The organism is Asticcacaulis sp. P2_C5 (assembly GCF_056404555.1).
This window is the reverse complement of the sequence record NZ_JBFUDU010000011.1, coordinates 200,852-220,393: the sequence shown is the minus strand read 5'-3', so window position 1 is coordinate 220,393 and position 19,542 is coordinate 200,852. Positions and strand designations below refer to the sequence as shown.

Annotated in this window: 13 protein-coding genes and 1 tRNA gene; 13 read left to right on the top strand and 1 reads right to left on the bottom strand. The window is 61.8% G+C overall.

Annotated elements, in window-relative coordinates; all coding sequences use genetic code 11:
• Positions 1–12: 12 nt before the first annotated feature.
• The 13 genes from AC1DXO_RS19525 to AC1DXO_RS19465 all read left to right on the top strand — a co-directional run bounded on the left by AC1DXO_RS19525 (position 13) and on the right by AC1DXO_RS19465 (position 17,720).
• Positions 13–2,559, top strand: a complete 2,547-nt coding sequence (locus AC1DXO_RS19525; RefSeq protein ID WP_476979852.1) for an Hsp70 family protein — start codon at positions 13–15, stop codon at positions 2,557–2,559.
• Positions 2,556–4,088: an ATP-binding protein gene (locus tag AC1DXO_RS19520; protein ID WP_476979851.1), complete on the top strand. Its 1,533-nt coding sequence runs from the start codon at positions 2,556–2,558 to the stop codon at positions 4,086–4,088. The genes AC1DXO_RS19525 and AC1DXO_RS19520 overlap by 4 nt, the downstream gene beginning before the upstream one ends.
• Positions 4,089–4,802: 714 nt before the next feature.
• Positions 4,803–5,690, top strand: coding sequence for a MotA/TolQ/ExbB proton channel family protein (locus AC1DXO_RS19515; protein WP_476979850.1), 888 nt, complete (start codon positions 4,803–4,805; stop codon positions 5,688–5,690).
• Positions 5,691–5,695: 5 nt separating this feature from the next.
• Positions 5,696–6,130, top strand: coding sequence for a biopolymer transporter ExbD (locus tag AC1DXO_RS19510; protein ID WP_476979849.1), 435 nt, complete (start codon positions 5,696–5,698; stop codon positions 6,128–6,130).
• 90 nt (positions 6,131–6,220) lie between these two features.
• The gene (locus tag AC1DXO_RS19505; RefSeq protein WP_476979848.1) at positions 6,221–6,850 is read left to right on the top strand and encodes a TonB family protein; all 630 of its coding nucleotides are present in this window, start codon (positions 6,221–6,223) and stop codon (positions 6,848–6,850) included.
• 250 nt (positions 6,851–7,100) lie between these two features.
• A complete protein-coding gene (locus tag AC1DXO_RS19500) occupies positions 7,101–7,805 on the top strand; it encodes a hypothetical protein (RefSeq protein WP_476979847.1) in 705 nt (234 codons plus the stop codon).
• 156 nt (positions 7,806–7,961) lie between these two features.
• Positions 7,962–8,708 carry a M48 family metallopeptidase gene (locus tag AC1DXO_RS19495; RefSeq protein ID WP_476979846.1) on the top strand — a complete coding sequence of 249 codons (747 nt, stop codon included), beginning with the start codon at positions 7,962–7,964 and terminating at the stop codon, positions 8,706–8,708.
• Entirely contained in the window at positions 8,705–9,166 is a 462-nt protein-coding gene (locus AC1DXO_RS19490) for a hypothetical protein (RefSeq protein WP_476979845.1), read from the top strand. The genes AC1DXO_RS19495 and AC1DXO_RS19490 overlap by 4 nt, the downstream gene beginning before the upstream one ends.
• Positions 9,167–9,406: 240 nt before the next feature.
• A tRNA-His gene (locus AC1DXO_RS19485) sits at positions 9,407–9,482 on the top strand.
• 100 nt (positions 9,483–9,582) lie between these two features.
• Positions 9,583–10,659 (top strand): NAD(P)/FAD-dependent oxidoreductase, encoded by a 1,077-nt coding sequence (locus AC1DXO_RS19480; RefSeq protein ID WP_476979844.1) that lies wholly within the window; start codon positions 9,583–9,585, stop codon positions 10,657–10,659.
• A gap of 55 nt (positions 10,660–10,714) precedes the next feature.
• Positions 10,715–11,638, top strand: a complete 924-nt coding sequence (locus AC1DXO_RS19475; protein ID WP_476979843.1) for a transglycosylase SLT domain-containing protein — start codon at positions 10,715–10,717, stop codon at positions 11,636–11,638.
• Positions 11,639–11,790: 152 nt separating this feature from the next.
• Entirely contained in the window at positions 11,791–15,519 is a 3,729-nt protein-coding gene (locus AC1DXO_RS19470; protein WP_476979842.1) for a beta strand repeat-containing protein, read from the top strand.
• Positions 15,520–15,698: 179 nt separating this feature from the next.
• Positions 15,699–17,720 (top strand): TonB-dependent receptor plug domain-containing protein, encoded by a 2,022-nt coding sequence (locus AC1DXO_RS19465; RefSeq protein WP_476979841.1) that lies wholly within the window; start codon positions 15,699–15,701, stop codon positions 17,718–17,720.
• Here AC1DXO_RS19465 and AC1DXO_RS19460 read toward each other — a convergent pair.
• Positions 17,712–19,352, bottom strand: coding sequence for a winged helix-turn-helix domain-containing protein (locus AC1DXO_RS19460; protein ID WP_476979840.1), 1,641 nt, complete (start codon positions 19,350–19,352; stop codon positions 17,712–17,714). The two genes, AC1DXO_RS19465 and AC1DXO_RS19460, sit on opposite strands and share 9 nt — an antisense overlap.
• Between the last annotated feature and the right edge of the window lie 190 nt (positions 19,353–19,542).

The following is a 19,542-nucleotide window of genomic DNA, read 5'->3' as shown; positions in this document are numbered from 1 at the left end:
CAGGGAGACCAAATGAGCACGACGATCGACTTCGGCATTGATCTGGGGACGACCAATTCCTGCGTCGCGCGCTGGGAAAACGGCGCCATGCGTGTCTATCAGAACAGCGACCAGATGAACGTCACGCCGTCGGCCGTGCACATCTTCAAGACCGGGCGGGTGATCGTTGGTCGCCGGGCCTATCAGGCTTTGATCAGCGATCCGGACAATGTCGCCATCGAATTCAAGCGCTGGCTGGGCCAGAACGACCGCAAGCTCTTCCCCGCGACCGATCGCCTGCTCTCGGCGGAAGATCTGTCGGCCGAAATACTGAAGGCGCTGAAGGAAGATGTGCGGCGCCAGACCGGTATTGATATGCGTGCAGCCGTGATCACCGTTCCGGCGGCGTTTGGCGCCCTGCAATGCGAGGCGACGGCGCGGGCGGCGGCACTGGCCGGATTCGACGAGGCGCCCCTGCTGCAGGAACCCATCGCTGCTGCCATCGGCTACGGCGCCAGTCCGCAGGACGCCGCCGAGAAATGGCTGGTCTTCGACCTGGGCGGCGGTACCTTGGATATCGCCGTCGTATCGACCCGTGACGGCCGGCTGAACGTGCTGGAACATCGGGGCGACAACGTGCTGGGCGGCAAGGATATCGACAAGCTGATCGTCGGGCAGATCATTGTCCCAGCCCTGAAATCGACCTTCGACCTGCCGGATCTGACAGCCGGCGATCCCTCTGTCAGCGGCCTGCTGTCGCGCCTGCGCCTGCGGGCCGAGGAGGCGAAGATCGACCTGTCCACCACGGACGATGTCACCATGTCGATCTACGATGTCGGCGACGATCGCGCGGGCCGGCCGATTGAGATGGAGATTCCGCTGTCGCGCGGCCAACTGCATACACTGTGCGAGCCGCTGTATGCCCGTTGCTGCGGCTTGGCGCGCGAAGCCCTGACGGCGGCGCGACTGTCAGGCGGCGATCTCAGCCGGATATTGCTGGTCGGCGGCCCGACCCAGTCGCCGACCCTGCGCGCCATGTTAGAGGCGGAGTTGCGGGCGCCGATCGATTTTTCCGCCGATCCGATGACCATTGTCGGCAAGGGCGCCGCCATCTACGCCTCGACCTTGGAAAGAACTGCCGCTAAACCCGTTGCGGTCGCTGCATCGGTGGAAGGCCCCACAGACGGCGAAGGCAAGCCCGTGCAGTTGAAGCTGGCCTATGACGCCGTCAGCGCCGATCATCAGTGCGCCGTTGCCGGCCGCGTCCTGAAGGGGCCGTCCGACCTGCAGATCAAGATCGAGGCGGCGGGCGGTCTATGGACCAGCGGCTGGATCACGCCCTCGGCCAACTTCTTCGACATTGCGGTCTCCCTGGTCCAGGGCGGTGTGACGACCTTCTGGCTCTATGCCCGCGACGGCCAGGGCAATGCCCTGGAAACCGATGTCGAGGAGTTCCGCATCCGCCACGGCCTGGTGCCGTCGGCGCCGCCACTGCCGCATACCATTTCGGTCGAGGTCGTGACCCCGACGGGCAAGGCGGCGCTCGACAGCGTCTTCGCCAAAGGCGCGCCCCTGCCGGCTGAACGGACCCTGGCCTACCGCGCCGTGCGCGATCTGTCGCCGCTCGACCCCAAGTCCGGCCTGGCGATCAAGCTGTGGGAAGGCGAATATCTCGAAACGCCCGAGGCCAATGACTGGATCGGCAATGTGGTGATCGAGCCGCGCGATGTCCGCCGGTCCGTGCCCCAGGGGGCCGAGATCGAGGTCACCCTGCGCATCAGCGAGTCGCGCATGATCACGGTCGACGTCTTCATCGCCCATCTGAACCAGAGTTTCAGCGAAACCGTCTATGTTTCGCAGGGCAACAGCCAGGACTTTTCCGAGTTGGCGCAGAATGTCGGCGGCGACCTGGCCGTCATCGAAGACAAGATCGGCGACATATCGCAGGCGGCGGCGCACAGCGACAATGCTGCGGTCGCTGAAGAGCTTGCCAAGCTGCGGCGCGACCTGGCGCAACTGAAATCGCTGCAATCGACGACCGTGTCGAAAAGCGAGAGCACCGGTGCGGCCGATCCCGACGACACCCGGCGGGTGGTCCAGGACGCAAAGACGCTCAAGGGGCGCATTCATCGCGCCGAGGCCAGCCTGTCGGATACAGGTGTGACCAGCGGACGGTTTGTCGATCTGGTCGCGGCCGTCGACGACATCGTCGGACAGTATGGCTCAGCACTCGAAAAGCAGCAGGTCTCCCTCCTGAAAAAGGAGCTGGAACGGGCTACGAACAAGGGCGACACGCGCAGCGTCAATCGTGTCATCGAGGAGTTCGAGTCGCTGAGGTGGCGCGTCCTGGGCCGTCAGGACTGGTTCCTGCGCGACGTCTTCAACAACCAGACCCATGAGTCTGTCGTCTATCTCGACCCGGCGCGTGCAAAGGGCCTGATACAGGACGGCTATGCCGCCATCCGGGCCGACGATTCCGATGGCCTGAGGCGGATCGTCATCCAGCTGTCGGAACTGCAGCCGAAGAGCCAGGTCGAGGCCGCGCGCGAAAGCGCCATGCTGGCCGGGTTGCGCAAATGATCACGCAACGGCCGACCTTTCAGACAGGGCAGGGCGTGCAGGCTACGGGCACCATTCAGCGCGTCCTGTTCTGCGACGGTGTGACAGAGGTCTATGCGCTCGACAAGACGGTGACGCATCTGCTCGTCCTGTCGCGCGCCGGTGAATCACCCGAGGCGTGGCTGAAGGCCCTGGCGACAGGCGGGGCGACCTGTCTGCCCCTGAGCGGGGTCGGCAGCGGTACGGCTGCCGCGTTCCTGCTGTCATGTGAGCCGGCCGGCGACTGGGCTTACGCCGGCGATGGCGGCCTTGGGCGCTGGGCCGGTGACGACCTCAGCCGCCTGCTCCGGGCTATGGTGGTGACCAGCCGGGCGGCGACTGTGCAAGAGGCATTTCCAGATTTCGATCCCGGCCTGTGCTGGGTCGGGCCGCAACAGGAAACCGTGGTGACGGTACGTGCGGCTTCGTTCTTTCCAGCGACGGAAAGCGCTCGGGTACGCGAGACCGTGCGCGCCTTCTATCGCCTGGTGGTCGGCGTCGAGCCCGAGGTCGTGGCCGGCAAACGCGTACGCCTGGCGGCCTGGGCGCGTCACGCCAGCTCAGCACTGAACGATCTGGTCGCCCGCTATGTCGAGGCCGGGGAGGGCGTCAACCTGACCTTTACGGGCCTGCTGGAGGCTCTGGCGATTAGCGCCACCGCGCGCCCGGTTGCCCCATCGCCAGGCGGCGCGACGCAAGGCGTGACGGCGCCAATGATGCCGGGAAGCGGACTGGTCCGTGTCGCCGGCATGCAGAAGCTGAAACACATGCTGACCACCGAGGTTGTTGCCCCGGTACGTGAGCCGGACCGATTCGCGCGTTACGGCCTGACCGTTCCGAACGGTCTTTTGCTGTACGGCCCGCCGGGCTGCGGCAAGACCTATATTGCGCGGCAACTCGCGGAAGAGCTGGGGCATCATTTCGTCGAGATCATCCCGTCGGAGATTGCCAGTCCCTTTGTCCATCAGGGGGTGGCGCGGATACGCGAACTGTTCGACGAAGCCGAACAAAGGGCGCCATCGGTCATCTTCATCGACGAGATCGATGCCCTGGCCCCGGCGCGCAGCGAATTGGGCGGGCATCAGCATTACAAGGCCGAGGAGGTCAATGAGTTCCTGGCCTGCCTGAACAATTGCTCGGAAAAGCGCATCTTCGTCATCGCCGCCAGCAACCGGCCGGAGCGGATCGACCCGGCTCTGCTGCGGACTGGCAGGCTCGACAAGCTGGTCTATGTCGGCCCGCCCGACCCAGACGCGCGCAGCGATATGCTGACCCTGCATCTGGCCGGGCGCCCGGTGGCGGGCACGCTCGACGTTCCGGCCCTTGCCCGGGCGCTTACCGGCTATGCCGCCAGCGACATACGCTTCCTTGTCGACGAAGCCGCGCGCAAGGCGATGGAGGGAGACTGCGACATTGGTGAGGACCAGTTCGAGGCGGCGATGATGACGGTCAGGCCGTCGGTCCTGCCCGAGGTGGAAGCCCAGTATCGCGGTATGGATGAACGGGGGTAAACAGATACGTTCAATTCCGGACAGTTGGGACTGGATTTGGTGCGTCGACGGTTTCGAAATGATGTCGTAAGGACAAAAAGCCTGAATGGAAGCCGGAGGTGCGGACCGGGTCGTGAATCCGAGATTAAATAAACTATGTTAACGCTCACATCCGACTCGACGCTTCAACTGGCCGCGCTTCCATGCGAGGCGCTTGCAGGTTGTGTCGTGGAGGCCATTTTCGCCTTCCGGGAGTCCTGGGGTGACCATGGGGCATCGGTCAAGAAATTTTTTTGACGCGGCGACGGAAAACGCCTTACCCGATCCGCTATGTATAACTATCGGACATGTATGGATTTTTAATTCACACTTTTCTAAGCAGTTAGCATTACGAAGTGTGGCAACGTGAAAAGTCTGTAACAGACACCTTGACGTTTAACGCTTAGCCGGATCATTTAGCCTCAAACCGCTTTGCTGAGGGTTTAAAACCGTTAACAAAGAGGTCGCCTTTTGAATCGGTTTGGTTCATAATGGCAGGGTTTGTGCTCTGGCAAAGGCGTGATACGGACCGTCAGAATTCTGTACGTGCCGCGTTCAGACACGAGGGATTGACCAAAAACCAGGTGGAGGCCTGGGAGTTGGAAGGTTCCATAGTTTTTAACATGGGGTAAACGCTTCCCCCTTTAGTCCTTGGTCGGCCTACAGGTTCGGTCCATATTCAGGAATTGGCGAAAAATGCTCGAACACAAGAAATCTAATCCGTTCATCGCTCTGCTCGGCGCTGCCGCGCTCATCATGAGCACACCCGTTCTGGCCCTCGTGGCTGCGACGCCTGCCGCGGCTTCTGCCGCCGCCCCCGCATCTGCTGCGGCTCCGGTCGCCGACGCTCCTGCGCCGGCCGAGGACGACAGTTCGTCTTCGTCAGCTTCCAAGAAGGTCGATGTTGACTTCGTCAGCATGATCTCGGGCGCTACTGTCGTCGTGAAGCTCGTCATGCTGATCCTCGCCATCTGCTCGGTCTTCTCCTGGATCCTCTTGATCATGAAGTTCCTGGACTTCGGTTCGCTGAACCGCGTCACCACGAACTTCCTGGAAGCCTACCGTGGCGCGCGCTCGATCGCCGACATCAACCGCATCGCGGTGTCGGACGAGTTCGCCGGTAACCCGCTGGCCGACATGGCCGCCGTGGGTTCGGAAGAAATCCAGCTCTCCAAGCAAGCCGGTCTGTCCGTTTCGGGTGAACACCGCGACTCGACCCTGGCCCGCGCCGAAGCTTCGATCCACGCCGTTCAGGCTGGTCTGGCCAAGCGTCTGTCGGGGGGTCTGCCCTTCCTCGCTTCGGTCGGCTCGACGGGCCCCTTCATCGGTCTGTTCGGTACGGTTTACGGTATCATGAACTCCTTCATCGGTATCGCCAACTCGCACACCACCAACCTGGCCGTCGTTGCTCCGGGTATCGCCGAAGCCCTTATGGCTACCGGCCTTGGCCTGATCGCCGCTATCCCGGCCGTTGTCATGTACAACGTCTTCAACAGCAGCATCTCGAACTACGGAACGCGCTCTGAGCAGTTCGTTTCTGAACTGATGAACTCCCTGTCGCGTCAACTCGACAAGGGGGCGTAAGCACTATGGGAGCCAAGCTATCAGGTGGTGGCGGCTCGAAATTTCACATCGAGCAGACCTCGGACATCAATGTCACGCCGTTCGTCGATGTTATGCTGGTTCTACTGATTATCTTCATGGTGGCGGCTCCGCTGGCCACCGTGTCGATCGAAGTGGTCCTGCCAAAAGCCGTCGCCAAACCCCAAACGTCTCCGCCGAAGCCGGTTTATATCTCGCTTAAGAAGGACACGTCTCTGTACATCGGTGACTTTCCGACCAGCCTCGACACGCTCGGGGATGATATCAAGAAAGCCATCGGCGCCCGGGACCCCGACCAAGAGCGTATTTATATCCGTTGCGACCGTAAGACCCGTTATGCTGAGTTCATGAAAGTCATGAACAAACTTCAGGATAACGGATTCTACAGCGTCGCGCTCGTCGGCGAAGACGACGCACAGTAAGAGGGTCTTAACCATATGGACGAAACACCCCATAGAAAACGGGACCCTATTCTTGATCCGCCTCCGAGCAAGGGCGTAACGCCCGCTCTGATGATCGCAGTAGCTGCCGCCGCAGTCCTTCACGTTGGCGTCGCCTACTACTTCCTTCAGGCCCGGTTCATGATCAAGGAAGTGAAGTTCTCGGACGAGAAGGTGAATGTCGACCTGGTCGCGCCACCGCCTCCGCCGCCTCCACCGCCTCCGCCTCCGCCGCCGCCTAACACGCCGCCGCCCCCTGTGGTCCAGCCTCGTGTAACGCCGCCGACGGACATCGCACCGCCTCCGCCTATTCCCGTGCCGCCTGTTCCGCAGGAAAAGCATGTGGACTACAAAGAGCCGCCGAAAGTGATGAATGAAGGCACACCGCCGCCAGTGGCTCCTCCGGGACCGCGCTACGTGGCTGGTGAATGGAGCTATCCCGGTACGGACCAAATGGCGGACTACTACCCGCCGAAGGCCCAGGAAGATGAAAAAGAAGGCACGGTTACGATCGACTGCGCCATCAATTCCTCCGGTAAGGTGACATCGTGCGATATCCTGAGCGAAAACCCCAAGGGGTATGGCTTTGGCGCCGCGACGGTCAAGCTGTTCATCAAGTACGCTCACGTCAAACCGTCTTCGGTTGGTGGCGAACTTAGAGACGGCGACCGCAAGAAGTTTATCTACAAGTGGCAGTTCTGACGAACTGAGATACTTGTGCGAAAATGGACACCCCGAAGGCGACTTCGGGGTGTTTTTTTTGCGCCGATCGTTGTGACGCAAGGGTTTGCGGCGTTTGCCGTTGCGACTGCAACAGCGTATCCTGTGGCAATAGAGAAAAAGTAATCCAGATGTTCACGCGCATCATGTGCTGAACACATCAGGCAGACATGCGTCTGCGTGAGTGGCTAAACTTTTGTCTCAAGCTTGTCATGTGGGAGACGTAAGTATTATGAACGCTGTATCAGGGTATCATTCGGCCATATTCGGTACGCCGAGGTCGCGTAAATTGAAGCCATCATTCTGGCTGGCCTTATCGGTCGCCGTTTTGCTTCACGCGGGCGGGGCCTATTATCTGATCCATCAACGCTTTGCTCTGGCGGTCGCCGAAACGCCGGAGACCCCGCCGATCATCATCACCCAGGACCCACCGAAGAAGAAGCCGGAACCGCCCAAGCCCACCAAGCCGTCGCCGCCACCACCGCCGACAACGATCAATGTCCATCCCACGCCGCCGGCTGATCCGACCATCGAGACAGTACCCCTTACTCCACCGGACGAGCCTGTTACGGCTACGGGGCCGACCCCGCCCATTATAGATCCGGGCCCTCCAAGCGCAGGCACGGGAACCGCGCCCGCGCAACCCGCCTATGTGACCGCCAGATGGACGCGCTTCCCGGATTCCGAGGCGCTGCTGAGCTACTATCCCCAAAGAGCGACGGACGATGAAACGGAAGGTACCGCGACGCTGGAATGTACGGTCACCGACGCCAGTGGCCGCGTGACCTGCGTCGTCCTGTCGGAAGCCCCCAAGGGCTACGGCTTCGGCAAGGCCACGGTAAAGATGGTCCAGGACAAGGGGCGCGTCGACACGACCCAGGGCGACGTCCAGATCGGCTCAAAACTGCGCACGATCGTCAAGTGGACGCTGGGGTAGGAGCGGGTATCCGGCCCGAATGTCTGGCCCGAATGTTTGGCCCGAATGTTTGGCTCGAACCTCTGGCCGGACATTCAGGATGTCTTTTTTATTCCAATCGTCTAACATGGCATCATAATCTTTAACCAAGGGATGAAGCGAATGAAGCGGACCTGGATGAAACCCCTGATTTTCGGCGTGCTGATTGCGAGTGCTACCGTGATCGGCGGCTGTGAAACCAATGAGACATTGGGGCGTCAGCAATTGATCCTGGTCGACGAGGCGGCGTTGGAACAAAGCGCCCTGGCGGCCTGGCAGGAGCAGTTGCGGACGGCGAAGATCTCGAAGGATCCCGTTCTCAATGCCCGTATCCAGAAGGTCGGTGCGCGCATCGTCAGCGCCGCCGGCCTGGGCAACGCCAAATGGGAATATGTGCTGTTCGAGGACGATCAGCCGAATGCCTTTGTCATTCCCGGCAACAAGGTCGGCGTCAATACCGGTCTGTTCAAGGTGGTGAAGAACGACGACCAGCTTGCCGCCGTTCTCGGCCACGAAACCGGGCACGTTATCGCCCGCCATGCCGCCGAACGCGCATCACAACAGATCGCCACCCAGACCGGGCTCGGGGTCGTCGCCGGCGTGACCAAGGGAAATGTCTCCAAGGCGGTGGCCAATTACGGTGGCCTGGGGGCGCAGCTTGGTATTTTACTACCCTATTCGCGCAAGCAGGAATCCGAAGCCGACCGCATCGGCGTCGACCTGATGGTCCAGGCGGGCTACAAGGCCAGCGAAGCGATCGTCCTGTGGCAAAACATGATGGCGCTGGGTGGGAATAAGCCGCCGGAATTCATGTCGACCCACCCGTCGGACAAGACGCGGATCAGCGATCTGCAGACCTATATCGCGTCAAAGGGCTACAAGTGAAATCAGCGCTCACCACTTTGGTGCTCATGGCGCTTTCGGCCCCGGTAGCTATGAGCCAGGAAACTACAGCACTTTCAGATCAGGCGAGCAACTTACCTTCTTCGACGGAGACGCCCACCCCAACACCTCCGTCCACAGCGACGAATTTCGAACCACGTTACATCACAGGCAAATGGAGCTATCCTAATACGGATAATGAGGTCGCCTATTATCCCCCAAAAGCGCTTGAGCAAAATAAGGCCGGTCTAGCAACTGTCGATTGCGAACTCGACCATGAAGGCTTTGTGGTCGCGTGCAGAATCGTGTCCGAGGACCCAAAAGGCTACGACTTTGGATATATGACCGCGAGCATGTTCATAAATTTTGCCCATGTCGACCCGGCTTCGGTTGAAGGAGGCTTAAAGGACGGCGATCGTCGGAAGTTTACCTACAAATGGTCACTGAACGCGCCGTGGTAAAATTCGGGTCTGACCGTCCCTTCGCCTGCGTTGACCAGCACGTCAGTTGAGGGCGGTTTGCAGCCGGGCGATCGTCGTCTGATCGGCTTCACTTGGGGGCTGTAGGTGTTCGAATTGCGCGACGCGGCATAACGATTGCCTCGGGACGAGCTTGCCGTTCCACTGCCCATGAACTTTTTCAGCCTTAAGGCTTGATCATAGGCGCATCCCGCGTTAGAGACACGTCCCTTACGATGGTATGCCGCCTTAGCTCAATTGGTAGAGCGCCAGATTGTGGCTCTGGAGGTAGCTGGTTCGAAACCAGCAGGCGGTACCATCGCAGCGCAATCCGAAATGCGCCAGCAAAACTCAAGTTTTATCCGCCCAGCCATCTTGTCGCATAGCCCCCGCGCGCGGAATCGCGTAAGGCGGCGGTCATGGCGCAAAGCATTCCAGCCTCCATATCTCAGAACCTGATCGTCGTCGGCGGTGGAATTGTCGGCCTGTGCATCGCCGTCGCCGCTCAGGCGCATGGTCATGCAGTGACAGTCGTCGCCCGCGATGCGCGCGATGACACCGCGTCCGGCGTGGCGGCCGGGATGATCGCCCCCGCGCTGGAAGCCATTAACGACCCCGAGCCCGACCACAGCTATGCCCGACTCAAGGCGGCGCAGTCTTCGTGGTTCGACCTGTTCGACGCCTGGCCGCAAGCCGTTCGCCAGGCCATTCTGCGGGCGCAGGATCATGCCTACAGCCGCTATGTCTGGCCGCAGAGCGACAATACATCCGACCATGTCACACCGCGCCTGGCCGTGATGGGCGTTGATTTCACCCCGCTCGACGATAGAGACCTGCAGGGCCTGGCCGTCGACTGCAATGGCGTCTCTGTTTCCGGTGAACTGTTGATCGAGGCGGGAACGGTGCTGGCGGCCCTGGAGGCCGAGATTGCCGACCATCGAAGTGCAAGCGTGCGTCATGTCACGGCGACCTCGGTTACGCTGGATACGGGCGAGGTCGTGACCGCCGACGTGGTGATCGTTGCCGCCGGTTATGGTGCTCACCAACTGGCTGGCGATGTGCCGTGCCTGGGTCATCTTGAGCCGATCAAAGGTCATATACTCGAACTGGCAGGGCAGGGCGGGCTGGGGGTAACGCGGTCTTCCTACGGTTATCTGGCAGACTATGGCGAGGTAGGCCGGTTCGGCGCCACCATGCAGTTCGGCGCCACCGACACCGCCATCGAACCTGCAATGGTCGAAAAGTTGAAATTCGACGCCCGCGAAATCATGCCGGCGCTGAACACCGACGAATCCATTGCCCGCACCGGTATCCGCGCTGCGTCGCCGGACGGATGGCCGATGATTGGCCGTGATTCGGCGTCAGGTGTTTATGTTGCCGTCGGCATGCGGCGCAATGGCTATATTTTCGCCCCTCTGGCGGCCCGGCTGATCCTCGATCTGCTGGCCAACGGGGTGCCGATTGACGCGGCCGCCTACAACCCTGACAGATTTTAAGCTGGTATTAACCACGTATGCGGCAAAATTTGCCGACATAGTGAAGGCCAGTACCATGCGTTTGTTCACCACATCTCCCGGCACGGGACATTTCCTGTCCGACCTTACGGGCAGCGTCGGCCGGACTCTGCAGCACGGCGCCCAAGGCGTGATGGGCTCGCTGCAGCGCGCGGCGACGGCGACAGGGGTGAATTTCGACTATCTGGTCAAGACGGCACAGCGCGAAAGCTCCCTCAACCCCAAGGCCCATGCCCGCACCTCGTCGGCGGCCGGCCTGTTCCAGTTCATCGAACAAACCTGGCTGGGGACGCTGAAATCGAGTGGCGCCAAACATGGCTACGGTGCCTATGCCGACCAGATCACACGCGGCCGCGACGGCCGCTACCAGGTCAGCAGTCCGGCGGCGCGACGCGAAATCCTCAATCTGCGCTATGATCCGGACGCCAATGCCGTCATGGGGGCTGAACTGACGGCGGGGCATGCCGCCTATTTGAAGGGGCGGATCGGCCGCGACGCCACCCAGGGCGAGCTGTACGCCGCGCACTTCCTGGGACCCGACGGCGCCGCCGACCTGATAACCGCCAGCCAGACGCGCCCGGGCGCCACGGCCGCCGCGCTGTTTCCGGCCGCGGCGCGCGCCAATCACAGCATCTTCTATAGCCATGGCCGCGCGCTTAACGTCACCCAGGTCATGGCCAACCTGACGCACACGGGGGGCGATACGCCCATGCCGATGCCCGAGGCGCCACAGATCGACACCCAGCCCTTGACCATTGCGCGTTGGGACAAGGTCAAGTCCGACCAGGCCATCATGCAACTGGTGTTCGGCGGCGACGATGGCCAGCCGGGCCTGCTGTTTACCACCCAGTTGATGTCGGCCTTCGGTCCGGGGGATGATCGTGAACGCCGCGACGGCGGCGACAACGCCGATAGCAGCCTGGGCAAGGCTTTCGGCCTGGGCGATAACGAGCTCGGTTAAACTGTCGGCGATAGAGGTGCTGCCCCTGGCAGCCTGGCCTGTGCCTGTCGCGCCATGTCACATAAAATTCGCCGAATGCGTGAAGACATCGTTTGACAACGAAAAATGTCTGTTACTTGGTGACGCAAGGCGGACTTAACGAGGGGAACAAAATGGCTGAGATATTTGGAAACGACTTTGACAATGCCTTGTCCGGGACAAGCGACGACGACGTCATGTTCGGCAAGGGCGGCAATGACACATTCTCTTCGGGAGACGGTCAGGACATCTTGTACGGCGGCGCCGGAGCCGATGTGTTCCTGTTTTATGGCAGCGCCGACTCGGCCGACATAATTGACGGCGGAGACGGCACGGATACGCTCAATCTGGTGATTTCCGGTTCCGACAACTTTCTGGATGGCGTCTTCATTGATGTGGAAGTCCTTTATCTTGCCGACGGCTATACATCGGCCTCTGTGATCGGCACAATTTCCGCCTTGAACAGCTTTCAAACTATTATGACGAACACTATTTCCCTGAGCGATGGGGGGAATATTGATTTTACGACCAGATTGTCGACAGGCAGCACCCTGGTGGCGTCCAATGCCGGCAACGGCATCACCGGCGGCGTATTTGGCGATCACATTTGGGGCGGAAATGGCAACGACGCGCTTAAGGGCGGTGCGGGCAACGACACGCTGTCGTCAGGGACAGGCCAGGATACGGTTGAGGGCGGCGCGGGAGACGACAGGTTCCTGTATGACGGTACGATCGATACGCCGGATCTGATTAATGGCGGCGACGGCACGGATACGCTCGAACTGGGGAACGGTGTCGGCAAGGACCATATCTCGGGTGTCTTCACCAATATGGAGGCACTCTATTCACCGTCCGGCTATGTGCTGGGAACGACCTCGGCGCTCAACAGCTTCCAGGCCATTTTCGCTCCCTCCATCGAACTGGGCGACGCCGGCGGCGTTGATTTTACCACCCGGCTGACGACCGGCGCCACCTTGACGGCATCGGCGTTCGGCAATGTCATCACCGGCGGCGCCTTCGCCGACCAGATTCTCGGTGGCGCCGGGGACGATGCCCTGAACGGCGGCCAGGGTAATGACACCCTGTCCTCAGGGGCAGGCCACGACACGCTCAATGGCGGTGGCGGCGACGACAGGTTCCTCTATGATGGTACCACTGACGCGCCGGACCTGATCGACGGCGGCGACGGCACGGATACGGTCGAACTGGGGAACGGTGCAGGCAAGGACCAAATCGCGGGCGTCTTCACAAATGTGGAGGTTCTCTACGCGTCGTCCGGCTATGTACTTGGGACGACCTCGGCGCTCAATAGCTTCCAGACTATCCTGACCGCCGGAATCCAACTGAGCGATGCCGGCAGCGTTGATTTTACCACCCGGCTGACGGCCGGTGCCAACCTGGCGGCCTCTACGGCCGGTAATTCCCTCACAGGTGGCACTTTTGCAGATCACATGTTCGGTGCCGCTGGCGACGATGTCCTGAACGGCGGCTTGGGCAATGACACGCTGGCGTCATGGACCGGCCATGACACGCTCGATGGCGGCGGCGGTGACGACAGGTTTCTTTATGACGGTAATTTCGATACGGCGGACCTGATCGATGGCGGCGACGGCACGGACACGCTTGAACTGGGGAACGGCGCCGGCAAGGACCATATCTCGGGCGTCTTCAGCAATGTGGAGGTTCTCTATTCCCCCTCCGGCTATGTCATGGGGACGACCGCGGCGCTCAACAATTTCCAGACCGTCCTGGCGGGCGCAATCGAATTGAGTGATGCCGGCAGCGTTGATTTTGCCACCCGGCTGACGGCAGGCGCCGTCTTGACGGCCTCGACGTTCGGCAATGCCATCACCGGCGGCGCATTCGCAGACTACATTTTCGGTGGCGCCGGGGACGACACCCTGAGCAGCGGTCCGGGTAATGACACCCAGGTGTCAGGGGCGGGTAGCGACACGCTCAATGGTGGCGGCGGTGACGACCGGTTCCTCTATGATGGCAACACGGATACGCTGGACCAGGTCGATGGCGGCGATGGTATGGATACGGTCGAACTGGGGAACGGGGCCGGCGAGGACCAAATTGCGGGCGTCTTCACCAATGTGGAGGTTCTCTACACGTCGTCGGGCCATGTGTTGGGGACGACCGCGGCGCTCAATAGTTTCCAGACCATCCTGGCCGGTGCGATCGAACTGAGCGATGCCGGCAGCGTTGATTTTACCACGCGACTGACGGCCGGCGCCACCTTGACGGCCTCGGTACTCGGTAATGCCATAACCGGTAGCGCCTCGGCAGACACCATTCTGGGGCGGGACGGCAACGACTGGCTCAATGGCGGCGCAGGGCTCGATAGATTGAGCGGCGGGTTCGGCGACGATACTTTCGTCGTCGACAACAGCGCCGATGTCGTGATGGAACTCATGGACCAGGGCACGGACACGATCCTGTCGAGTGCGACCTATATGCTGGCTTCGACCTTTATCGAGATCGTGACGCTTACCGGGTCGGCGGATATCAACGCCCGGGGTAACAGTATCGCCAATGCCTTGAACGGCAATTCCGGCAACAACCGGCTGGACGGCGCCGCCGGCGCCGATACCTTGGCGGGCGGTATGGGGGACGACTTTTACGTCGTCGACAATGCCGGCGACCTGGTCGTGGAAGCGGCAGGCGAAGGTGTTGACACCCTGCAGACTGTGGTCACCACGACCCTGACCGCTGGGGTCGAGAACCTGATTTTGGCCGGACCGGCGGCGATCAACGGGACCGGCAACGACTCGGCGAATAGCCTGACCGGCAATGCCGGTAATAATCTGTTGATCGGCCTCGGTGGCAATGACGGTTTGATTGGCGGCGCGGGGCTCGATACCTTGGTCGGCGGGCTGGGTAATGATACCTATACAGTCGACAATATCGGCGATGTGGTAACGGAATTGAATAACCAGGGGACGGATACGCTTCTGTCCTCCGTGTCGCGGACTCTGAGCAATGTCACGTCGATCGAGGTCCTGACCCTGACCGGGGGCGCGCATATCAATGCCAGCGGCAATGCTTTCGCCAATGTGCTGAACGGCAATTCCGGCAACAATACGCTGAACGGCGGGTCGGGCGCCGACACCATGTCGGGCGGGGCCGGCCGGGATGTCTATATCGTCGAAAATATCGGCGATGTTGTGATCGAAGCGCTCAACGCCGGCACGGACACTGTACAATCGGCCGTATCCTATGTGCTGGGTGACAATGTCGAAAACCTGACCCTGGCCGGATCGGGCAATATCAGCGGCAGCGGGAACGCCCTGGCCAACACCATCTACGGCAATGCCGGCGCCAATGTGCTGAGCGGCGGCGGCGGAATCGACAAGATCTACGGCCGCGGCGGCAATGATACCTACATAGTCGACAGTACGACGACGGGCATCTCGGAACAACTCGGCGGTGGCGACGCCGGCGGGATCGATGAGGTGCGCGCGTCGGTGTCCTATTCGCTGAAGGACTATTTCGAGAACCTGATCCTGACGGGCACCGCCAATATCAACGGTGTCGGCAATGGCCTGGCCAACAGCCTGACCGGCAATTCCGGCAACAACCTGCTGACCGGCGGGGCAGGCAACGACAGCCTCGCCGGCGGATTGGGCGCGGACCAGTTCGTCTTCGGCGCCGGCTCGGGTGTCGATCGCGTCACGGACTTCCAGGCGGTGCAGAACGACCGGATCAATGTCCACGGCCTGGCGCACGGCGTGGTCAATGGCGCGGGCATTACCCTGTCGCAGGTCGGGGGTGATACCGTCGTCAGCCTCGGCGGTGGCAACACGGTCACCATCACCGGCGCGCTGAAGGCCGACGTGCTGAGCCATATGATCTGGTAGGCCGAGCAGGTCTGACGAGGCAAACCGTCTGAGCGAGACTTCCGGATTGGTCATACCGATCCGGAAGCCCGACATCGAATAAACCTCAGGCAAACCTCAGGCAAACTTCCGATTGGCCTCAGGCCGGAAGTTTCAAGGTGAGGCAGGCTGTTCCGTGTCCCCATCACGGAGTTCCAGCCATGCGTCTCAGTCCTCTTGTCTTTTCAGCTCTTGCGCTCGTCGCTATGCCGGCTCTTGCCGAAACGCCGACCCAAACGCCCAATCGGGTCGTCTATGCGGCCGACTTCTACGCGCCCATCGAACCCCAGACGGCGCTCGACATGATCCGCCGCACACCCGGGTTCACGCTGCAGGAGGGCGATAACCGCCGTGGCTATGCCGGGAGCCTGGGCAATGTCCTGGTTGACGGTCACCGCCCGGCCGGCAAAAGCCAGACCTTGCAGGACGCCCTGCAGCTTATTCCCGCGCGTCAGGTTCTGCGTATTGAAATCCTCAGTGGCGCCGACGTGGCCGGCGATGCCTCCGGCTTTTCCGTCCTGGCCAATATTGTCCGTGTTCCGGCGGCGGGGCAGGGCATCTGGGGCGCTGGCGCGGAATACGCCAATCGCGGCCGGGCAGCGCCGAACGGTTTCATCAACTGGTCCGGCCGCTATCACGACACGCGCTACAGCATCGGCGGCGAGACCTACAGCCTGGCGCGCGATCTCAAGGGGGGCTATCGCGACCGTGATGGGCAGGGCAGGCCGCTCAGCACCGGCCGGGAATCGTCACCGCGCAGCTACTACGAATACGCCCTCAACGGCTCGGCCAGCCATCCCGTGCTGGGCGCCGACCTCAACCTGACGGGCAAGCTTAAATATTCGCGCTATCACGAAGACACTACGCTGGTCACTGCCGCGCCGGGTGGGCAAACGATCGGGGGCATGCGGACGCCCTATACCGAAACGACACAGACGGGCGAACTGGGGGCGCAATATGAGCGCGACCTGGGTCCATGGCGGCTGAGCCTGGTCGCCATTGCCACGCGAACACACTTTTTCAGTGGTGTCCGTTCGACCGACGCCATGACGGGTAACCGCTTCGTCCAGACCCTGGATCACCGCAAGGCGGAGAACATCCTGCGCGGTGGCCTGGCGCGCAGTTTCGGACGCCATCGCCTCGAACTCATCTATGAGAGGGCGAACAACAGCCTGGATGCAGCGCTCGACCTCAGCTTTACCGCTGGCGGCACGACCTTCCCCATCCTTGTCCCTGATTCCAATTCGAACATAGCCGAACGCCGCGACGACCTGGCGCTGTCCGACGCCTGGCAGGTATCGCCGAACCTGTCGGCGGAGTTCAAGCTCGGCTATGAGCGTTCGGTCCTCGACTTCGCCGGCGACACCAACCGGCGCGTCGCCTATCGCTTCATAAAGCCGTCGTTCAGCCTGACGCGCCGGTTCGGGCCCAACCGGCTGGCGTTGCGGCTATATCGCGACATTGGCCAGATCAATTTTGCCGACTTTGTCTCGGCCGCCTCGTTGAAGGACGCGGTCATCAACGGCGGCAATCCCGAATTGCGGCCGCAGACGCAATGGCGCGCCGAACTGGCTGGCGATCTGCATTTCAGCCCCAAATTTACCCTGAACCTGACCGTCTATCACAGCGCGCTAAGTGACACGGCGGATCTGGTGCCGGTGCGCAAGGATGGTGTCGCTTATGATGCGCCGGGTAATATCGGCAAGGGCACCATAACCGGCGCCAGCCTGGGTCTGCATGTGCCGCTGGATCGCGTCGTTCCGGGCGGTACGCTGCAGGTCAGCCTGATGCGCCAGCGCACACGCGTAATCGACCCGCTGACCCATCGCCCGCGCAACATCTCCAACCTGCCGACCTCGACCTGCGTGTTGAACTTTCGCCAGGACCTGCCGAAGCGCCACATGGCGTGGGGGATCGACTACAGCGCGGCCTCGGGCATCGCCAAATATCGCTTCGATGAAAGCGACACGACGCAAGTTGCGCCGACAGCCGGCCTCTATGTCGAAAAGAACAATCTGGGGCCATATATGTTCAAGGCGACGCTGTACGGTTTCGACGGCACGCCGGCCTTGCGCGACCGCGTATTCTATACGCCGGACCGCAGCAGCGATATCGCGCGTGTCGAGGCGCAGACGCACAAGGCTGGCCTGTGGCTGAACCTCAGCCTGTCTCGTCTATTTTGACAGGGGGGCTGTCATCGCGGCATCCAGCTTCGTGAAGGCCTTGCGGGCCTGGGTGGTATCGCCGCCCAGGCACCAGCGCGACAGCGGACTATCGGCAAAGCGGCCATAGTTCAGCGCCGGCCACTGTGCCGCGTGTTCTGCGCCGACCTGCCGCGCCTCGACCGTGTCCCCCAGGGCGGCATCGGCGGCGGCCAGGGTGATGGATGACCACATCTGGCGCACGATCTGCCGTGAGCGTCGCGCATAGTCCTGCGCCTGGGCGTAATCGCCACGCGCCAGCGACAGGTCGGCGATACGCGACAGGACGACCCAATGGGCGGGATTGGCCGGCCGCAGGGTGACGTCCAGTGACTTCAGGCGCGCGATGGCGTCGCCGCTCTGCACCGAACATTGGCCCTGGACATAGGCCAGCTCGATCTGCGCCACCACATTGTCGGGCTCCAGCTCCAGCACGCGCTTCAGCATGGCGGCGGCCTGATCGCGATGTCCGGCATATTTATGGTACAGTGCGACCTGGAACAGAACCCCGGCGTCGTAGGGCGCCAGTTGCAGGGCATGATCGGCGCTGGCCGCGGCCCGGGCCGCCTGGGCTGGTGTGTCGGAGGGCGGATCAAACAGGGCAAAATTGGCCATGACCTGGGCCAGGCTGGCAGGGGCCAGGGCAAAATCCGGATCCTTGGCGATGGCGCGTTCCCACACCCAATAGGACTCCCTGGTCGGCGGTCCCTGCCATTCACGGTCGGCGCCCGGCACCCATGTGCCCAGCAACACCAGTTCCCAGGGGCTCAGGGCTATGGGGGGCTTTTTTTGCACCTCCGTCTTGGCGGCCTGCAGGATCGCCAGCTCGAGTTCGGCGGCCAGGGTCGAGACGGCGCGGTCGCGGTCCGTTCCGGAAATATCTTCCTCACCGGACCAAAGGGTGTCGCCGGTGGCCTGGTTGCGAAGCTGAACGCCCAGCCGCCTGGTCGCACCTTCGCCCGATACTGTGCCGGTGACGTCATAGATGTAGTAGCGGCGCGCGTCCGGACGGTTGGCTGCGGTGTCGGTCGCGGTGTGGGAACGAACATGGATCTGGTCGAAACGCGCCAGCGCGGCTGTCACATGGCTGGTCAGCACCTGGCTGTCGCCGCCGTCCGGACTGGAAATGAACGGCTGAACGACTACGACGACACCCTCAATAAGGGAGGGCGGCGGGGCGGATAGCCGCGTGAAGACGAGTCCACCTATGATCACGCCAAGAATGGCCAGCCCGGCCAGTGCCAATATGGCCGGTAGTCGCGTACGCCAGGCGCGTGGAGATACAGCGGCTGGTAAGGGCGCTTCGGCCAGCGGAATCTTGAGCAGATAGCCGCGCTTGGGAATGGTCTGGATGATATCGGCCGCGCCTGCTTCGGTTTGCAAAGCCTTGCGCAGCAAGGAAATAGCGCGTGTCAGGCTTTCGTCGCCACCATAGGCTACGCCCCAGACGGCATCGATAAGCGCCTGGCGCGACATGACCTCGCCCTCATGCTCAGCCAGGCAACAGAGGACTTCCATGACCTTGGGTTCGATCGTCTGGTCTGTTCCGTCGCGGCGTATGACATTGCGCGACGGGTCGACAGTGCAGGCGCCGATCTGGAAAACCCCTGACAATGACGAATCCCTTCACCCGGACTGAGTCTGTCCCTCGATCGCGACTATTCGTCGACTGGCCGGCGATGTCAAACAAAGCGGCTTCCTGTGCGAAGCCGCCTGTCGGCGAAGCTTGGGGAGCGGGACGACTCGTGGCGCTGTCCGGTTTCGGGGTCTGGGGCCTGCGGCCCCGGTCCTTACTCTTTGTCCG

What these genes read in the sequence shown, in the direction of transcription:
- AC1DXO_RS19525 (WP_476979852.1), top strand. Translation starts at nt 13, where the DNA reads ATGAGCACGACGATCGACTTCGGCATTGATCTGGGGACGACCAATTCC.
- AC1DXO_RS19520 (WP_476979851.1), top strand. Translation starts at nt 2,556, where the DNA reads ATGATCACGCAACGGCCGACCTTTCAGACAGGGCAGGGCGTGCAGGCT.
- AC1DXO_RS19515 (WP_476979850.1), top strand. Translation starts at nt 4,803, where the DNA reads ATGCTCGAACACAAGAAATCTAATCCGTTCATCGCTCTGCTCGGCGCT.
- AC1DXO_RS19510 (WP_476979849.1), top strand. Translation starts at nt 5,696, where the DNA reads ATGGGAGCCAAGCTATCAGGTGGTGGCGGCTCGAAATTTCACATCGAG.
- AC1DXO_RS19505 (WP_476979848.1), top strand. Translation starts at nt 6,221, where the DNA reads ATGATCGCAGTAGCTGCCGCCGCAGTCCTTCACGTTGGCGTCGCCTAC.
- AC1DXO_RS19500 (WP_476979847.1), top strand. Translation starts at nt 7,101, where the DNA reads ATGAACGCTGTATCAGGGTATCATTCGGCCATATTCGGTACGCCGAGG.
- AC1DXO_RS19495 (WP_476979846.1), top strand. Translation starts at nt 7,962, where the DNA reads ATGAAACCCCTGATTTTCGGCGTGCTGATTGCGAGTGCTACCGTGATC.
- AC1DXO_RS19480 (WP_476979844.1), top strand. Translation starts at nt 9,583, where the DNA reads ATGGCGCAAAGCATTCCAGCCTCCATATCTCAGAACCTGATCGTCGTC.
- AC1DXO_RS19475 (WP_476979843.1), top strand. Translation starts at nt 10,715, where the DNA reads ATGCGTTTGTTCACCACATCTCCCGGCACGGGACATTTCCTGTCCGAC.
- AC1DXO_RS19470 (WP_476979842.1), top strand. Translation starts at nt 11,791, where the DNA reads ATGGCTGAGATATTTGGAAACGACTTTGACAATGCCTTGTCCGGGACA.
- AC1DXO_RS19465 (WP_476979841.1), top strand. Translation starts at nt 15,699, where the DNA reads ATGCGTCTCAGTCCTCTTGTCTTTTCAGCTCTTGCGCTCGTCGCTATG.